The organism is Cedecea neteri (assembly GCF_000758325.1).
GTDB lineage: Bacteria > Pseudomonadota > Gammaproteobacteria > Enterobacterales > Enterobacteriaceae > Cedecea > Cedecea neteri_B.
On the sequence record NZ_CP009459.1, the window covers coordinates 3,094,863 to 3,110,681 of the forward strand.

The 15,819-nt window shown below is 55.7% G+C and carries 15 protein-coding genes; 8 read left to right on the top strand and 7 right to left on the bottom strand.

The annotated features are described in order from the left end of the window. Positions 1–19 precede the first annotated feature (19 nt). On the bottom strand, positions 20–1,525 hold the full coding sequence (locus LH86_RS14615; protein ID WP_039302692.1) for an MFS transporter: 1,506 nt from the start codon (positions 1,523–1,525) through the stop codon (positions 20–22). A 187-nt stretch (positions 1,526–1,712) separates the two neighbouring features. Between LH86_RS14615 and LH86_RS14620 the strand changes: the two genes are divergently transcribed. Next, positions 1,713–2,327 carry an alpha/beta hydrolase gene (locus tag LH86_RS14620; protein WP_039302695.1) on the top strand — a complete coding sequence of 205 codons (615 nt, stop codon included), beginning with the start codon at positions 1,713–1,715 and terminating at the stop codon, positions 2,325–2,327. Between the two features lie 98 nt (positions 2,328–2,425). Here LH86_RS14620 and LH86_RS14625 read toward each other — a convergent pair whose 3' ends face one another. Further along, positions 2,426–3,460, bottom strand: coding sequence for an AI-2E family transporter (locus tag LH86_RS14625; protein ID WP_008459267.1), 1,035 nt, complete (start codon positions 3,458–3,460; stop codon positions 2,426–2,428). A 254-nt stretch (positions 3,461–3,714) separates the two neighbouring features. Between LH86_RS14625 and LH86_RS23030 the strand changes: the two genes are divergently transcribed. The 4 genes from LH86_RS23030 to LH86_RS14640 all read left to right on the top strand — a co-directional run bounded on the left by LH86_RS23030 (position 3,715) and on the right by LH86_RS14640 (position 6,907). Then, a complete protein-coding gene (locus tag LH86_RS23030; RefSeq protein WP_419655749.1) occupies positions 3,715–3,813 on the top strand; it encodes a hypothetical protein in 99 nt (32 codons plus the stop codon). A 104-nt stretch (positions 3,814–3,917) separates the two neighbouring features. Continuing rightward, positions 3,918–4,295, top strand: coding sequence for a multidrug/spermidine efflux SMR transporter subunit MdtJ (gene mdtJ, locus LH86_RS14630; protein WP_156107070.1), 378 nt, complete (start codon positions 3,918–3,920; stop codon positions 4,293–4,295). Continuing rightward, positions 4,282–4,611: a multidrug/spermidine efflux SMR transporter subunit MdtI gene (gene mdtI, locus LH86_RS14635; RefSeq protein WP_039302702.1), complete on the top strand. Its 330-nt coding sequence runs from the start codon at positions 4,282–4,284 to the stop codon at positions 4,609–4,611. The genes mdtJ and mdtI overlap by 14 nt, the downstream gene beginning before the upstream one ends. A gap of 133 nt (positions 4,612–4,744) precedes the next feature. Continuing rightward, positions 4,745–6,907 carry a bifunctional diguanylate cyclase/phosphodiesterase gene (locus tag LH86_RS14640; protein WP_039302705.1) on the top strand — a complete coding sequence of 721 codons (2,163 nt, stop codon included), beginning with the start codon at positions 4,745–4,747 and terminating at the stop codon, positions 6,905–6,907. 3 nt (positions 6,908–6,910) lie between these two features. Here LH86_RS14640 and LH86_RS14645 read toward each other — a convergent pair whose 3' ends face one another. The 4 genes from LH86_RS14645 to LH86_RS14660 all read right to left on the bottom strand — a co-directional run bounded on the left by LH86_RS14645 (position 6,911) and on the right by LH86_RS14660 (position 11,399). Then, positions 6,911–7,717, bottom strand: coding sequence for a trypsin-like serine peptidase (locus LH86_RS14645; RefSeq protein ID WP_008459256.1), 807 nt, complete (start codon positions 7,715–7,717; stop codon positions 6,911–6,913). 294 nt (positions 7,718–8,011) lie between these two features. Next, positions 8,012–8,437: an acid resistance repetitive basic protein Asr gene (gene asr, locus LH86_RS22150; protein ID WP_008459254.1), complete on the bottom strand. Its 426-nt coding sequence runs from the start codon at positions 8,435–8,437 to the stop codon at positions 8,012–8,014. A 152-nt stretch (positions 8,438–8,589) separates the two neighbouring features. After that, entirely contained in the window at positions 8,590–10,074 is a 1,485-nt protein-coding gene (locus LH86_RS14655; protein ID WP_039302708.1) for a carboxypeptidase M32, read from the bottom strand. A 74-nt stretch (positions 10,075–10,148) separates the two neighbouring features. Next, a complete protein-coding gene (locus tag LH86_RS14660) occupies positions 10,149–11,399 on the bottom strand; it encodes an MFS transporter (protein ID WP_039302711.1) in 1,251 nt (416 codons plus the stop codon). 99 nt (positions 11,400–11,498) lie between these two features. Between LH86_RS14660 and LH86_RS14665 the strand changes: the two genes are divergently transcribed. The 3 genes from LH86_RS14665 (at position 11,499) to bioD (ending at position 14,563) form a co-directional block, all read left to right on the top strand. After that, positions 11,499–12,401, top strand: coding sequence for a LysR family transcriptional regulator (locus LH86_RS14665; protein WP_039302712.1), 903 nt, complete (start codon positions 11,499–11,501; stop codon positions 12,399–12,401). Between the two features lie 125 nt (positions 12,402–12,526). Then, entirely contained in the window at positions 12,527–13,744 is a 1,218-nt protein-coding gene (mlc, locus tag LH86_RS14670; protein ID WP_039302714.1) for a sugar metabolism global transcriptional regulator Mlc, read from the top strand. Between the two features lie 123 nt (positions 13,745–13,867). Next, complete coding sequence (gene bioD / locus LH86_RS14675) at positions 13,868–14,563, top strand: dethiobiotin synthase (protein ID WP_039302717.1); 696 nt, start codon at positions 13,868–13,870, stop codon at positions 14,561–14,563. Here bioD and clcB read toward each other — a convergent pair. Beyond that, positions 14,516–15,808: a voltage-gated ClC-type chloride channel ClcB gene (gene clcB, locus LH86_RS14680; RefSeq protein ID WP_039302720.1), complete on the bottom strand. Its 1,293-nt coding sequence runs from the start codon at positions 15,806–15,808 to the stop codon at positions 14,516–14,518. The two genes, bioD and clcB, sit on opposite strands and share 48 nt — an antisense overlap. Positions 15,809–15,819 lie beyond the last annotated feature (11 nt).

Genomic DNA, 15,819 nt, shown 5'->3' on the forward strand with positions numbered 1-15,819 from the left:
TCGCTGGTGGGGCATCTTATCAGTTTTTAACTTGTTGGCTGGACAGCTTTTCCGGCTGGCGCAGCACATATTTCAAGATAGCAGTGCTGACGGCGACCAGCACGGCGGCGCAGATAATCACCGTCAGATAGGCATGACTGAAGGCATTTCGCGCCAGTTCTTTCAGCAGGGCGGCGCTGGCCGTGCTCATCGAGCCTGCAAGATGCAGCGCTTCATCCAGGCTGTCGTAAGCGCTGTTCCCCGCGACCAGGCCTTCAGGCAACACCAGGCTGGCGCTGTATACCGCGGTCATCAGGCCACCCAGCAATGTGACGCCAAGCACGCCGCCCATTTCCCATGAGACGTCCTCAATCGCGGCGACCATACCGGCTTTTTCCTCCGGGGCATTTAGCATGATGGATGTTGATGCGGCGGTAAACGCCACGCCAAGCCCAAGCCCGATGACAAATAGCGCGGCGAGCTGTGGCGCCAGGCTGTAATCGGCCAGTAAAGCCATGCCGGTCATGCCCATAGCTGTCACCAGCAGGCCGAAGACCATCAGTTTTGCACCGCCCCAGCGCGGCAGCACGACGCCCGCCAGCGGAGAGGCGAGGGCGGAGCCAATCGGAATAGGCAGAATCGACAGCCCGGCTAACAGCGGTGTCAGGCCCAGAACAAGCTGCAGGCGCTGGGTCAGCACCAGCTCAATGCCGGTTAGCGCGATCATGGTGATAATCGCCACGCTGATGCCGCTGGCAAACATGCGGTTGCGAAACAGCGAGAAATCGATCATCGGATGCTCAGTCCGCTGTTGGCGACGAACAAACAGCGCTAAAAACACGACGCCAGCCAGCAAAGATCCGGCCACGGTTAGCCACGAGGCGTCCATCTTGCTGAGTTCCTTGAGGGCGTATATCACGCCGACAAGGCCAAGCATAATTAGCAGCGAAGCGGTGAAATCACAGGGACGGCTGGCGTTCCCCGCATCCCGTGGGATCAGGAACCAGGCAAAAATGATAACCAGTAAGACGACCGGCACGTTAATCAGGAAGACCGATCCCCACCAGAAGTATTCCAGCAGCACGCCGCCAATAACCGGGCCAAGCGCGGCCGCGGCAGAAGCCACGGCAGACCAAATGCCGATGGCCAACGCCCGCTCGCGCTCGTTAGTGAAGACCTGGCGCACGATGGCAAGCGTGGCTGGCATCATCATCGTGGCACCTATAGCCAGAAACACGCGTGAAGCGATCAGCAGTTCAGCCGTGGGCGAATAGGCCGCGCAGAGCGAAGCGAGACCGAAAACAGGTAACCCGGACATAAAGAGCAGCTTGTGGCCCAGGCGGTCACTCAGCATGCCCGCGCCAGGAAGCAGGCCCGCCGCCACCAGCGGGTAGGCATTAATGATCCACAGTTTTTCAGACGCCGTAGCGTTTAAGGCCTGGGTGAGCCTCGGCAGGGCTGTGTACAGCACTGTCATATCAATAATGATCAGGAAAAGGGTGCTGGTCAGGATCGCCAGAATCAGCCAGCGGTTAGTGAAGCGCATGTGAATGCCTCTAAAAAAGCCAAATTTGAGCGGTTGCTCAAGCGCGAAATATACTTGAGCGGTTGCTCAAAAACAAGATCGACGTTGCCACGTATTTAGCGGCGGTTGACTTGTTGTGAAGGGAGAGATCGCGATAAGGTAGCCGCCTGCGAGGATATTCATTCAGGTTTGAGCACAGGGCAGGGAAATGAAAAAACTGATCGTGATGTTACATGGCGTAGGAAGTTCCGGGGCGGATCTCGAAGGGCTGGGGCTTTTCGTCCAGCAGGTCATGCCTGAAGTGCTATTTGCTTCCCCGAACGGCAGCGAGCCTTTTGACGGCGGCGGTGATGCCTGGCAGTGGTTCAGCCTGGAAGGCGTGACCGCACAAAACCGCCCGCAGCGTGTCGTAGAGGCCCGGGCCGCGTTTGATGCAACGCTGGAAGCTATTTTTAAGCAGCATGATGTGACGCCGGGTAAAGATCAGGTCATCCTGCTGGGCTTCTCGCAGGGATCTATTATGGCCCTGGATGTCCTGGCTACCTCCCGTTTTCCACTGGCGGGCGTGGTCGCGTTTTCCGGGCGTCTTGCTTCACCCAAACCGTATCACGTGGCGGCAGATGCGTCGGCGCTGTTGATTCATGGCATGGCGGATCAGGTGATTCCGTGGGCTGAAAGTGAAGCGGCCGCCGCGGCGCTAATTGAAGCCGGAGCGGAAGTTGAAACGCTGTTTGAACCTGGTGTGGTGCATACCATTAGCGCGGATGGCGTGTCGCAGGCGCTGGGGTATATTGCGGAGCGTTTTGAGTTAGACCCGGAGTGATTTTTTCCCTCACCCTAACCCTCTCCCAAAGGGAGAGGGGATAAAAATACTGCATGTGATTTTACCTCTCACCCCTTTTGGGGATAGGGGCAAAATCTTCAGGACTTACTCATATCACTCAGCAGCACCGCAATACTCTTCCCGCCTTCCGTTTGTTCCAGCGCAATCTTTACCGCAATCGTCAGCGGAACAGACAGCAGCATACCGACCGGGCCAAGCAGCCAGCCCCAGAAGATGAGCGACAGGAACACCACCAGTGTAGAGAGCCCAAGCCCTCGGCCCATCATGCGCGGCTCCAGGATATTGCCAAATACCAGGTTAATCAGAAGATAACCTGCCACGACAATCAGGGCCTCGTACAACCCGTTAAATACCAGAACCTGCACCACGGGAGGAATAGCCGCCAGCACCGAGCCGATGTTGGGAATATAGTTGAGCGCGAAGGCCAGCAGCCCCCAGATAAAGGCAAAGCGGACGTCCAGGGCGGCAAGCATCCCCCAGACGACAAGGCCGGTAACGATGCTGATGGCCGTTTTTAGCACCAAATAATGGCTGACGCTGTCCAGCGCACGCTGAATGGCACCCATACCTTCTTCCGGGCGAGCCATCAGCTGCTGCAGCTTGCGCGGCAGTTGAGGTACCTCAATCAGCATAAACACCACGGTCAGCAGCAGTAAAAAGATAGACGTCATGGCGTTGGAAAGCTGCGTCAGCAGACCGGTAACCAGCGTCATCAGGGCATTAGGATCGACATACTTCATTAACTCATCGACAGACACAGAGATGCCCGCGCGCTGCAGCCAGGGTTCAAGGGTTTTTAGGGGCACCACCAATGAAGAGCGGTACTGCGGCAGGGTCCGCGCCAGTTCGTTAAGCGAAGTGCCGAGATAGGCCAGCAGCAGCACCATGCTCAGGATAATGACGACAATCACCAGGCTGATGGCCAGCACGCGCGGCACCCGCAGCCGTTCAAGACGGCGAATCAGCGGGTTGAGAATAACGGCAATAAATAGTGCCAGAATAAATGGCACGATGATGTCGGCCGCCGCTTTAATACCCACCAGAATAATGACCAGCATGCCCAGCATAATCACGGCTTTCAGTGCTTTGAGTGTAATAATTGGTTTTGCCATTGTGGCGGGTTCTCCAGTGTGCGGGGAGGGGGAATAATACACCACCGTTAAAATAGTCATCCCTTTATTACGTTATTTTAAACGTTAAAAACAGTTTAATACATTGTGTTTTTGCTGTCGTTAATCGTAAAGGAGTGTAAAGGTCAGGCGCTAACATGCCGAATTATGGTATAAAATTGCCGTGTTTAACTACTGAGGACAATTTTCTATCCGCAACTGACGAGAAGCAACACCGCGGATAAGTTGGAAATATTATGGACAATACGTTCAGCATTTCATTCAATCAGCATTCTATTTTTATCACATCTACTTCTTCACTCTCTGGTGAGCAGCACTGGCGCAACGCGCTTTAGTCCCTTTCTTCTGACAATTTTTCTGGTTCTTTAATTTGCCCTTGCTCGTCGTGTGACGTGGCTTGTCGGTTTTTTGCATATTTATTTTCTCTGTCAGGAGAGAAATCATGATTTATTGGATTTTATTGGGATTAGCCATCGTTGCCGAAATTACCGGCACCTTGTCAATGAAATGGTCAAGCGTAAACGAAAGTAATATGGGTTATATTTTCATGCTGGTCATGATCGCAGTTTCCTATATTTTTCTGGCGTTTTCGGTTAAAAAAATCGCCCTTGGTGTGGCATACGCCATGTGGGAAGGCATCGGTATTCTGTTTATTACCCTCTTCAGCGTCATGCTGTTTGATGAGTCCATTTCACCGCTAAAAATACTTGGCTTAACTACTCTGGTTATTGGTATCGCGCTGATTAAATCGGGTACGCGAGAAAAAAAATCACGCCCGGTGATGTCAGAGAAAGGGGAGCATCATGCTGTCGTTTGAGTGGGTACACGCCCTGTGGCTAGCGTTAGCCATTATTCTGGAAATCGTCGCCAATATCTTTTTAAAACAATCTGATGGTTTCAAACGCCCGATTTACGGCGTGCTGTCTCTGCTGGCCGTGCTGGCCGCGTTCAGTGCCCTGGCTCAGGCCGTTAAAGGCATCGAGTTATCCGTCGCCTATGCGCTCTGGGGCGGGTTTGGTATCGCCGCCACCGTGGCCGCGGGCTGGATCCTCTTCGGCCAGCGCCTTAACCGCAAAGGTTGGGTTGGCATCAGCTTGTTGCTGATAGGGATGATTATTATCAAAATTGCCTGATCCATCACGCTGCCCGTTAATTATTCGGGCAGCGCTTTCCTCAGGGTGTATTACGCTTATTTTACGGTAAAAGCACTTCTCTAAATCAAAAGCCGAAAACCTTCACGTTATTTCACTTAGAAGAGAGCTGAAATTGCGTAATCCTCTTAGCTGGAAAAGCACGCCCGTTGCTGGAGCCTTGTTTACCATGGTGTTTATGGCAGGCATCGGACTGATCGTGTCTATCATCGCGCTCCTCTACCTTTCACTTCACCTTATTAGCAGTAAAACCAATGAGATAGATGAACACCGAAGCGCACTGTCGGTGCAGGGGGCCATACAGACCTCGGTCAACCGCGTGTGGGCGTTGGTGATTGATAATGCGGTCTGGGACGATGCCGTCAATCAAGTTTATCGCCCTGAGCTGGACGTTAACTGGCTATATAACACCTGGGGCGCGGGTTACAAAATCAATAACCTCTATGACGGCGTGTATGTGCTGGATGAAGGGTTCAATGTGCTTTGGGGCTCGTTTCGTGGGCAACGGGTGACGGGGCAAAAGATTTCTCAACTTGGGAAGGGGTTTGAGTCCCTCGTCTACCAGAACGCGCAAACGCTCAGAGATGACAAAAAAATATTTGCCGGGATCACGCAAACCGAGAGCGGTGTTTCGTTTATCGGCATCGGGCTGATCCGGCCAATGCTGGGGCGACTTCACGTTCACGACGCCACGCGCCGTTACCTGGTGATTGGCCGTCAGATTAATAACGCGATGCTAAAAGAGCTGGGAAACACTTTTCAGATTGAAAACCTACGCCTGACGTCCACGCCATCTGATTCTTCAAGTGTCCCGCTGAACAGCGCCTCAGGTGAAACGCTGGGATACCTTAGCTGGCAGCCACGGTTGCCTGGGGCAGAGGCGGCGCGTGCTGCTTCGGCGGACATCCTGCGCATTACGATGCTTGCGGCGGTGTTGATACTGGTCTTTATCGTCATCAGCAGCCTGGGGCTGTACAAGCTGGCCCGAGGTGAAAAGCAGGCGAGAAATATCGCGTTGACCGACTGGCTCAGCCATTTACCTAACCGACGAGCGCTCATCGAGCGGCTGGAAACCATCAGCAAGCGGGGTGATAGCGACGAAAAAAGCGTGGTATTTATCGATCTCGATGGTTTTAAGGACGTGAATGATATTTACGGGCACGATAAAGGCGACCAGTTAATCGTGACCATTGCTCATGCTCTTCGCGATCGCGTGCCGCAAAACGGCATGCTGGTGCGCATGGGAGGAGATGAATTTGCCATGATGATCGGCGGGGAGAGAGCCGGGGAACGCTCAGCCGCTTTTGCGGGTTCGGTTCTGGATTTTCTGAGCCAGCCTGTCCCCGTGGGGGAAAGTACCATACATATTAGCGCCAGCATCGGGATTGCTTCGGGCTCGCTGGTGGATTGCAGCAGCTCGGAGCTGTTCCGCCGGGCCGATATCGCTATGTATCACTCTAAAATTACCGGAAAAGGCCGCACGACTTATTATGATGCGGCGTTAAATAACGTTCGCGAACGTCGTTTAACCATCGAAAATGACATTCGCGCGGGCCTTGTTCGGGATGAGTTTGAGGTCTGGTACCAGCCGATTATAGATGCACGTAGCCAGGCGATAGCCGGTGTGGAAGCGCTGGTGCGCTGGCCGCGTCGCCCTGGTGGAGAGTTGTTGCCAGATGAGTTTATTCCCGTGGCTGAAACGAGCGGTCTTATCTATTCGCTCGGACTGTTTGTGCTCCGCCGGGCGTGCTGTGATTTAGCTTCCCATGAGGATCTGCGGCTGTCGGTAAACATTTCTCCGGCGCAGTTCCGCGACCCGGAGTTTGAAGACAAGGTTGCCCGGGTACTACAGGACACGGCGTTTCCGGCGCAAAGGCTTGAGCTGGAAGTGACGGAAAGCTATGTGCTCGAAAACCCGGAGCGCGCCCTGGCGGCCATTCGAAATCTTAAGTCTCAGGGTACGGCGGTGGCGCTGGACGATTTCGGCAACGGCTATTCGAGCATCGGCTATTTGCGCCGTTTTAACTTTGACACCATCAAAATAGACAAGTCCCTGGCCGGACTAGTGGACAGCGATGAACAAGCGTTGGCGCTGGTGAACGGGACGGTTCGCATTGCCACCGCGTTGGGTATGGCGGTGACGGCAGAGGGAGTGGAAAACCAAGAGCAGCTCAGGCTGCTTTGCCAGGCTGGCTGCGACCGGCTGCAGGGCTATTATTTCAGCCCGCCTAAGCCGCTGGAGGCAGTATTAATGCTGCGACAGCGGCATCAGGTTTAGCGCTTATTGTGCCAGCGCTTCCAGTCTGTCGCGGAAGCCGGTGACTGAGATGGCGCGGTTGTCAGCTCTGTATCTGTCTTTGGCTGCCGGGGCGGAACTTTGCACCGCAATCAGCTGCCAGCCCTGATCGGTTTTCAGTAACAGCGGGGAACCACTATCGCCGGGGAGCGTATCGCACTGGTGAGACAGCACGGACGCCTGCGCCCAGCCCGTAACCAGGCAGTTACTGTGGGTATACAGGTCGTCGAGGTGATCCAGCGGATAGCCAGACTGCGTCACTTTACGATCCTGTGCCTTCAATGCTTCGGTTAGCGCGTCTTTGTCGCCGGTAAACAGCGGCAACGGCGTGATGCCTGAAGGCGGGTTGCGGATAATAATCAGACCAAAATCATAAGGTGCCGCGTTAGACGGGACCAGCCATCCGTCGCCGTCCGGCTTGAGGCGGCGACCGAGGGATTTGTCTACGCGGCCTTCGATATCATGGATCTCATAGCGCCATTGCCCTTTGTGGGAAATAAAGCGCAGGGCGATGGCTTTGTCTGCCTTACCGCGCGGCGGCTGCAGCAGGCAGTGTCCGGCGGTTAAGGCCAGATGCGGTGAGATCAGGGTGGCGGTACATAAGTTGCCGCTGGCGGTTTCCAACTGGCCAATGGCATCCCAGGGGGCGTCCTCAGGGTTGGTCACGCGAATACGGTCATCTTTGCCGAAGAACAGTGTTTTAACGTTCGCCGGGCTGTCGTCTTCGTCCGCGTGAACGAGTTGAGGTAAAAGGATCAATGCTCCTAAAAACAACACAACACTTTTGCGCATAGCACTCTCTGAAGGGGCTAATAATTATGGTTTTTATAGATGCAGTAACTATAGTCGGAACGGGCCGAAAGTGGGAGTGAAAACAGCAGACTACGCTCTCAGAGCCAGAAGCTCAGCGTAATAATACCGCAGATGATCAGCAGGGCGAGGATTAACTCGAAACTGTAGCGTCGCAACATTATCCGCACTCCAGAAATAAGTACGTGCTAAAGGCTGTGCCTTATTCCTAATAAAACACCCGGCAAGCCGGGTGTTTATGTAAACGCTTCAAGCTAACGGGTCGCCCCGTTGAACTTATGCTGCTGGCTGTGCAGCTGGTTTAGCAGCGGCTTTGTGATGTTTTTTCACGTGTTTTTTAGCAGCCTGAGCTTTCTGTGCAGCTGGTTTTACTGCTTTTTTGTGGTGTTTTTTAGCAGCCTGGGCTTTCTGAGCAGCTGGTTTGGTTGCTTTTTTGTGGTGCTTTTTAGCAGCCTGAGCTTTCTGCTCGGTCGCTGGTTTAGCGGCTTTTTTGTGTTTCTTTTTAGCAGCCTGAGCTTTCTGAGCGGCAGCTTTTTTGTGTTTCTTGTGATGCGTTACTTTTGCAGCTGGCGCTTTAGCAGCAGGAGCAGCAGCGGTGGTTGCTGGAGCAGCAGCTGGAGCGGTAGCGGTGGTGTCAGCAGCGAAAGCGGCAGAAGACAGACCCATAGCAGCGGCAACAACCAGAGCTAATACTTTTTTCATTTCGAAATCCTCGAATTTGTTTGTGTGTCAACCCCACTGCGGGGCCGTTGAAATGAACTATAGGCTGGGGAATCAAAGTGTTCAGTGAGTGATTGGTATCGGCATGTAACGTAATGTACAACGCCGGGTACAGACGACCCGGCACGAGGGGTTTACAGGTAACGCGACTCTAAATGTTTGCGGAAATACAATGGGTTAAGGTCTTCTCCGGTCGCGTTGGTTATCAGCTGCGACGTGGTGAAACGGCTGCCGTGCTGCCAGATATTTTGCTTCAACCAGTCAAATAATGCGGTGAAATTGCCACTGGCGATCGCCTGGTCCAGATCCGGCAGCGCGCGTGATGCCGCGCTAAAGAGTTGCGCCGCGTACATCGCGCCCAGGGTGTAGGACGGGAAGTAGCCGAACGCGCCGTCTGTCCAGTGAATATCCTGCATGCAGCCATTACGGTAATTGCCTTCGGTGGACAGGCCGAGCCAGGACTGCATCTTCTCATTCCACAGCCCCGGGATGTCGTCCACCTCGATGTCACCGTCGATCAGCGCCCGTTCAATTTCATACCGCAGCACAACGTGCGCCGGGTAGCTCACTTCATCGGCATCGACGCGAATATAGCCGCGCTCCACCTGCTGGTTGACGTTGATAAAGTTGTTGAGTTCGAACGCCGACTGCGGACCAAAACGCTCAATGACTTTTGGCAGCAGCAGTTTCAGGAACGGCGCGCTGCGGCCAAGTTGCATCTCAAAGAACAGGCTTTGAGATTCATGGATGGCGGTAGAACGCGCCAGAGCGACGGGCTGGCCGAGCCATTCCCGCGGCAGGTTTTGCTCGTAGCGGGCGTGGCCGGTTTCATGAATCACGCCAAACAGCGAGCTGAACATCTCTTCTTCGTTATAACGCGTCGTGATTCGCACATCTTCAGGCACGCCGCCGCAGAAGGGATGCGCGCTGACGTCAAGGCGGCCGCCGTTGAAGTCAAAGCCAAGCAGCCCCATAGTATCCAGCCCGAGCTGACGCTGGGTTTCAGTGGCGAAAGGACCTTGTGGCGTCAGCATTTTTTCTTTGGCCTGCTTATCAACCACCTTCTGGAGCAGATCCGGCAGCCAGCCGCGCAGGTCGCCAAACAGCACGTCGAGCTTGGCGCTGGTCATACCGGGTTCATAGATATCCAGCAGCGCATCATAGCGAGAAATACCTTTTGCCTCCGCGCGCAGTCGAGCCTCTTCGCGGCTGACGCGCACGACTTCTTTCAGGTTCGTGGAGAAACCCTGCCAGTCGTTGGCCGGGCGCTGGGTACGCCAGCCGTGTTCGCAACGCGTACCTACCAGCGATTTCTCTTCTACTAACGCATCCGGGAGCAGCACCGCTTCCTGGTAGTGACGAGTCATTTCACGCAGGTTGGCACGCTCCACATCGGACAGATCTTCCTGAGCTGCGGCCTGGAGCAGGGTGGCAATTTTCTTGTCGGTCAGGATTTGGTGCTTAAGCACGCTAAGTTCAGCGAGAGCCTCGCCGCGCGCCTGGCTGCCGTTAGCGGGCATCATGGTGGACATGTCCCAGCCGGCAATGGCCGACAGATGATCAAACCGGGAAAGACGCTGGAAGGTACGGGTCAGGTGATTATAGTTTTGCTTTTCCATATGGCCTCGTGAACAGGTTGTTAACGCCAAAGAAAATAGCATTAAGCTTACCTGAACACGAGAGCGGCAGCAGGTTAGTGCGCCTTATGGTGCAAACGGGCGGCAACCAGCAGGGCGACCAGCAGCAGCGAGCCGATAAACGCCGCCACGCCGTTCCAGCCAAACTGGTGCCAGAACACGCCGCCAAGCGTACCCGCCAGGCTGGAACCCAGGTAATAGCTGAACAAATACAGTGACGAGGCCTGGCCTTTGGCCCGACGTGCACGTGGCCCAATCCAGCTGCTGGCCACCGAGTGGGCGGCAAAGAAACCGGCGGAGAACAGCAGCATTCCGGCAAAAATGACGATAAGCGAGGAGAAAACGGTCAGCGTCAGGCCAAGGAACATAATGGCCGTGAAGCCAATCAGCACGGGGCCGCGGCCATATTTCGCGGTCATTGCGCCTGCTTTCGGTGAGCTCCATGTCCCGGTCAGGTAGGCGACGGACAGCAGGCCCACCACCGCCTGGCTCAGAAACCACGGGGCTTCCATCATGCGGTAGCCAATGTAGTTAAAGAGGGTGACAAACGCCCCCATCAGCAGGAAGCCTTCCGCAAACAGCAGCGGCAACCCCTGGTCCCGCCAGTGCAGACGGAAGTTAATAAACAGCGTTTTGGGGCGAAGACTGGAGGCGCGAAAATGCTGCGACTGCGGCAAAATCTTCCAGAACATCAGCGCTGAGGCAAGGGCAAAACAGCCGATAGTCGCAACGGCCACGCGCCAGGTAAAGAAATCGGTGAGTACCCCGGTGATCAGGCGGCCGCTCATTCCGCCGATTGAGTTCCCGCTGATGTACAGGCCCATCGAAAACGCCACCACGCTCGGGTGCATCTCCTCGCTGAGGTAGGTCATGCCCACGGCAGCGACGCCGCTAAGGGAAAGGCCGATAAGCGCGCGCATGATTAAAATGCCGTGCCAGCTGGTCATCAGCGTTGACAACAAAGTACAGCAGGAAGCCAGCAGCAGAGCGGTAACCATGACCTGTTTACGGCCAATGGCGTCCGAGAGCGGGCCGGTAAACAGCAGCCCGATAGCCAGCATGGCGGTAGAAACCGACAGCGAAATACTGCTGCTTGCCGGGCTGACGCCAAATTCATGAGAGAGCACCGGTAAAATAGGCTGGACGCAATAGAGCAGGGCAAAGGTAGCCAGCCCGGCGGAAAACAGCGCCAGCGTGACGCGCATAAACTGAGGGGTACCGCGTTTGATATAGCTGACAGAAGGGACAGACCGGCTTTCGTCAACGTCCTCTGTCGGGGCTGTGCTGACGGTAGTTGTACGACTCAAGGGAGATCCTTACGCAGGTGTTAACTTATTCTTTACAGAGTAGAAAAGTGTAAATGTTATGTCTAATATATTAATAATCTCAAATGATACTTTAAACATATGAATATCGAATTGCGCCATCTGCGCTATTTCATCGCCGTGGCCGAAGAGCTGCATTTTGGCCGGGCGGCTGCACGGCTGCGGATCTCCCAGCCGCCCCTTAGCCAGCAAATTCAGATCCTTGAAGAGCAAATTGGTGCTCGCCTGCTGGCGCGTACCAACCGCAGCGTTAACCTGACCGCGGCGGGCCAACAATTCCTCTCCGACGCCCGGCAAATCCTCGGCCAGGTGGATGCCGCTGCCGCGCGTGCGGCCCGGCTGCATCAGGGGGAAACCGGTGAACTACGCATTGGTTTTACCTCCTCCGTACCGTTTATTAAGGCCGTTTCTGACAGCCTGTCCCGCTTTCGCAAGCGCTACCCTGACGTGCATCTCCAGATGCGGGAAGTGAACACCCGGGAGCAAATTGCCCCCCTGAATGAGGGCGAGCTGGAGCTGGGATTGATGCGCAATACGCGTCTGCCGGATACTCTGAACTGGACGCTGATCCTGCGTGAACCGCTGCTGGCGATGGTGCATCGCGATCATCCGCTGGCCAGCAGCCGGTCGATATCGCTGACGCAGCTTGCACAGGAGCCGTTTGTTTTCTTTGATCCGCACGTTGGCACCGGGCTGTACGACGACATTATTGGGCTGCTCCGCCGCTATAACATCGTGCCGTACATCACCCAGGAAGTTGGCGAGGCGATGACGATCATTGGGTTGGTGTCCGCCGGGCTGGGGGTTTCCATTCTGCCAGCTTCGTTCCAGCGCATTCGTCTGAGTGATGTGGTCTGGCTCCCCATTGACGAGCCGGAAGCGCAGTCTGAACTGTGGCTGGTCTGGCCGAAGCATCGGGAATTATCGGAAGCGGCGAAGCGCATCTCGGCGCTGCTGACCGAGGCCTCGTGGGCGTTAAAATAGGGCAAATGTGGCGGGAATATGTGCGGTAAATCACAACCCTACGTAAATATTTGACGACCCCACTTGAAGTGTTTCACCATAGCCTAAAAGTTTATTTCGAAGCGCGAAAATAAAGGGAGTACCACGTGGTTGCTGATAGTCAACCGGGCCATATCGATCAGATTAAACAAACCAATGCCGGCGTTGTTTATCGTTTGATTGATACCCACGGTCCGGTGTCGCGAATCGATCTTTCCCGCCTGGCACAGCTGGCCCCGGCCAGTATCACCAAAATTGTGCGGGAAATGCTTGAGGCGCATCTGGTACAGGAAACGGAGATTCAGGACCCTGGCAGCCGTGGCCGCCCTGCCGTGGGCTTAATGCTTGAAACAGAAGCCTGGCATTACCTCTCAATTCGCCTGAGCCGCGGTGAAATTTCGCTGGGGCTGCGCGACCTTAGCAGCAAACTGGTGGTGGAAGACACGGTAGACTTGCCGACGGACGACCCGCAGCCTTTGCTGGAACGCATCATCTTTCAGGTCGATCAATTTTTTATTCGCCATCAGCAAAAGCTCGAACGCCTCACCGCCATCGCCATTACCCTGCCGGGCATCATTGATACCGTTCGCGGCGTAATTCACCGTATGCCGTTTTACGATATCTGCGATATGCCGCTGGGCGAAGCGCTGGGCAATCACACCGGCGTGCCGATTTTTATCCAGCACGATATTAGCGCCTGGACCATGGCGGAAGGGCTGTTTGGTGCCTCTCAGGGCGCAAGAGATGTGATTCAGGTGGTGATTGATCACAACGTTGGCGCCGGCGTTATCACCGATGGGCGTTTGCTTCACGCGGGCAGCAGCAGCCTGGTGGAGATTGGCCACACGCAGGTCGACCCCTACGGGAAGCGCTGCTATTGCGGCAACCACGGCTGCCTTGAAACCATTGCCAGCATCGAAAGCGTGCTGGAACTGGCGCAGCAGCGTATGAGCCAGTCAATGGGCTCGATGCTGCACGGCCAGCCGCTGAGCGTGGAGTCCCTTTGCGATGCCGCGCTCAGCGGCGATCTGCTGGCAAAAGATATTATTATCGGCGTCGGGCAAAACGTGGGCCGCATTCTGGCCATCATGGTTAACCTGTTTAATCCGCAAAAAATTCTTATCGGTTCGCCGCTTAACCGCGCCGCCGCCATCCTTCACCCAGCGATTACGGACTGTATTCGCCAGCAGGCATTACCCGCCTATAGCAGCCATACGGTGGTCGAAGGGACGCAGTTTGATAACCGTGGCACTATGGCAGGTGCAGCGCTGGTAAAAGATGCAATGTATAACGGCTCTTTATTAATTCGTCTGCTGCAGGGCTAATCTTCGGCCCTGATTCACCAAAAATTGCGCTATCTCAATCTGGCTACAGCGCCATTCTTTTAGACTTTCCCGCGTTAGTTTTTCTCTTTATTTATCTGGCTAGCATTACCTCGGGAGACAGCCATGCTTAAGCGTTTCTTTATAACGGGTACGGATACTGCCGTAGGGAAGACGGTGGTGTCACGAGCCTTACTGCAGGCGTTGTCGGCCAGCGGGAAAAGCGTCGTTGGCTACAAGCCTGTCGCGAAGGGCAGTAAAGAGACGCCAGACGGGCTGCGCAATAAAGATGCGCTGGTACTGCAAAGCGTCTCCACGATTAAACTGCCCTATGAAGCGATCAATCCTATCGCGTTAAGCGAGGAAGAGAGCAGCATCAGCCATCACGGGCCGATTAACTATTCGCTGCTGTCAGGCGGCCTGCAAAGGCTGGCCGACCAAATGGACCACGTCGTCGTCGAAGGCACAGGCGGCTGGCGCAGCCTGATGAACGATCTTCGTCCGCTGTCTGACTGGGTGGTACAAGAGCAGCTGCCGGTGCTGCTGGTGGTGGGGATTCAGGAAGGGTGCATTAACCATGCGCTGCTGACGGCGCAGGCGATTGCCAACGACGGGCTGCCGTTTATTGGCTGGGTGGCAAACCGTATCAACCCTGGTCTTGCGCACTACGCGGAAATTATCGAAGTATTGAGCAAAAAACTGCCGGGGCCGCTGGTCGGTGAACTGCCGTATCTGCCCCGGGCCGAACAGCGTGAGCTGGGACCCTATATCGACCTAACCCGGCTGCGTAGCGCTCTGACGGTAGACCGACTGCGGGCGTAGCCAGCGCGAAAGCGTTGAGGCGATCACGCAGGTCAGCAGCAGGCCGGGGAGCAGGGTAAATTCCCCGGTCATTTCACAAATCATCAGCGTCGCCATGATCGGCGCGTGCGTGGTAGCTGCCAGTAAAGACGCCATGCCCGTCAGCCCCAGCAGGATCATCAGCGGTTCACCGCCGCCCCACAGACCACAAACCTGGCCAAACACCATCCCCAGCGCCGCCCCCATAAACAGCGTGGGCGTAAATACACCGCCTGGCGCACCGGAGCCGCTGCTTGCCATCACCGCCAGCAGTTTGCACAGTAATACCCCGGCCACAAACAGCAGCGCGGGTGGGCTGGTCAGAAATGACTGCACTACGCTGTAACCGTTGCCCCAGGCCGTCGGGGTCACGAGTGAGAGCAGGCCGACAATCAACCCGCCGAGCGCCAGCTGCAGCGGCGGCGAAAGCTTAAGTGAACGGAACAGCTCGCTACTTTGCGCCAGCAGCCACAGCACCAGCGGGCCGATAACGCCTGCGGTTAAGCCGAGCAGCGCCATTAGCCCGTAATGAGAAGGCTGTGGGGGATCAAGAAGCGTGACTATATACAGCGGAGCCTGGCCGCCGTTAAGCAAATGCGTCATCAGCAGGGCGCTGACGGCGGCAATCACCACCGGCCCCAGCGAGGCAAGCATCAGTGAGCCAAACAGTATTTCCGCAATAAACAGACTGCCCGCCAACGGCGCATGATAGGCGCTCGCCATCCCGGCCGCTGCACCACACGCTACCCACAGCTTCCACTCTTTGTCCGGGGTAAAGCGTTGGGCAAACAGCGAAGCAAAAACGGTGGCTAACAGAATCATTGCCCCTTCGCGCCCGATTGCGCTGCCGCTGGCGACGACGACCAGCGAAGCGGCGGATTTCACCAGGCTGGACGGCACGTCCAGGCGACCATCCCCGGTTTCAATGGCTTCCATGTAGTCGGTGGGGGCAGAAGGGCGCTGACGAGTGGCTCGCTGCCAGCTCCAGAGCAGAAGCCCTGCCAGCAGGCCACCTGCGGCAGGCGTCAGGGCGCGTCGCCAGGGCTCGAGTGCCGCAGCGGCTGCAACCAGGCTGCCGCCATGATCGCCGAGAAACACGTTCTCAAGCAGGTACATGGCCTGACGAAAAAGCCAGACCACCAGCGCGGAAGCCAGGCCAATAAAGACCGCAATCACCAGGCGGCGAAGCATCTCACGGATATCAGGAAAGGCGTGTATTCGGTGCATAGCGCAAAAGG

Bases quoted from the DNA above. Each gene is read 5' to 3' on its own strand.
- LH86_RS14615 (WP_039302692.1), bottom strand. From the start codon at position 1,525: ATGCGCTTCACTAACCGCTGGCTGATTCTGGCGATCCTGACCAGCACC.
- LH86_RS14620 (WP_039302695.1), top strand. From the start codon at position 1,713: ATGAAAAAACTGATCGTGATGTTACATGGCGTAGGAAGTTCCGGGGCG.
- LH86_RS14625 (WP_008459267.1), bottom strand. From the start codon at position 3,460: ATGGCAAAACCAATTATTACACTCAAAGCACTGAAAGCCGTGATTATG.
- LH86_RS23030 (WP_419655749.1), top strand. From the start codon at position 3,715: ATGGACAATACGTTCAGCATTTCATTCAATCAGCATTCTATTTTTATC.
- mdtI (WP_039302702.1), top strand. From the start codon at position 4,282: ATGCTGTCGTTTGAGTGGGTACACGCCCTGTGGCTAGCGTTAGCCATT.
- LH86_RS14645 (WP_008459256.1), bottom strand. From the start codon at position 7,717: ATGCGCAAAAGTGTTGTGTTGTTTTTAGGAGCATTGATCCTTTTACCT.
- asr (WP_008459254.1), bottom strand. From the start codon at position 8,437: ATGAAAAAAGTATTAGCTCTGGTTGTTGCCGCTGCTATGGGTCTGTCT.
- LH86_RS14655 (WP_039302708.1), bottom strand. From the start codon at position 10,074: ATGGAAAAGCAAAACTATAATCACCTGACCCGTACCTTCCAGCGTCTT.
- LH86_RS14665 (WP_039302712.1), top strand. From the start codon at position 11,499: ATGAATATCGAATTGCGCCATCTGCGCTATTTCATCGCCGTGGCCGAA.
- bioD (WP_039302717.1), top strand. From the start codon at position 13,868: ATGCTTAAGCGTTTCTTTATAACGGGTACGGATACTGCCGTAGGGAAG.
- clcB (WP_039302720.1), bottom strand. From the start codon at position 15,808: ATGCACCGAATACACGCCTTTCCTGATATCCGTGAGATGCTTCGCCGC.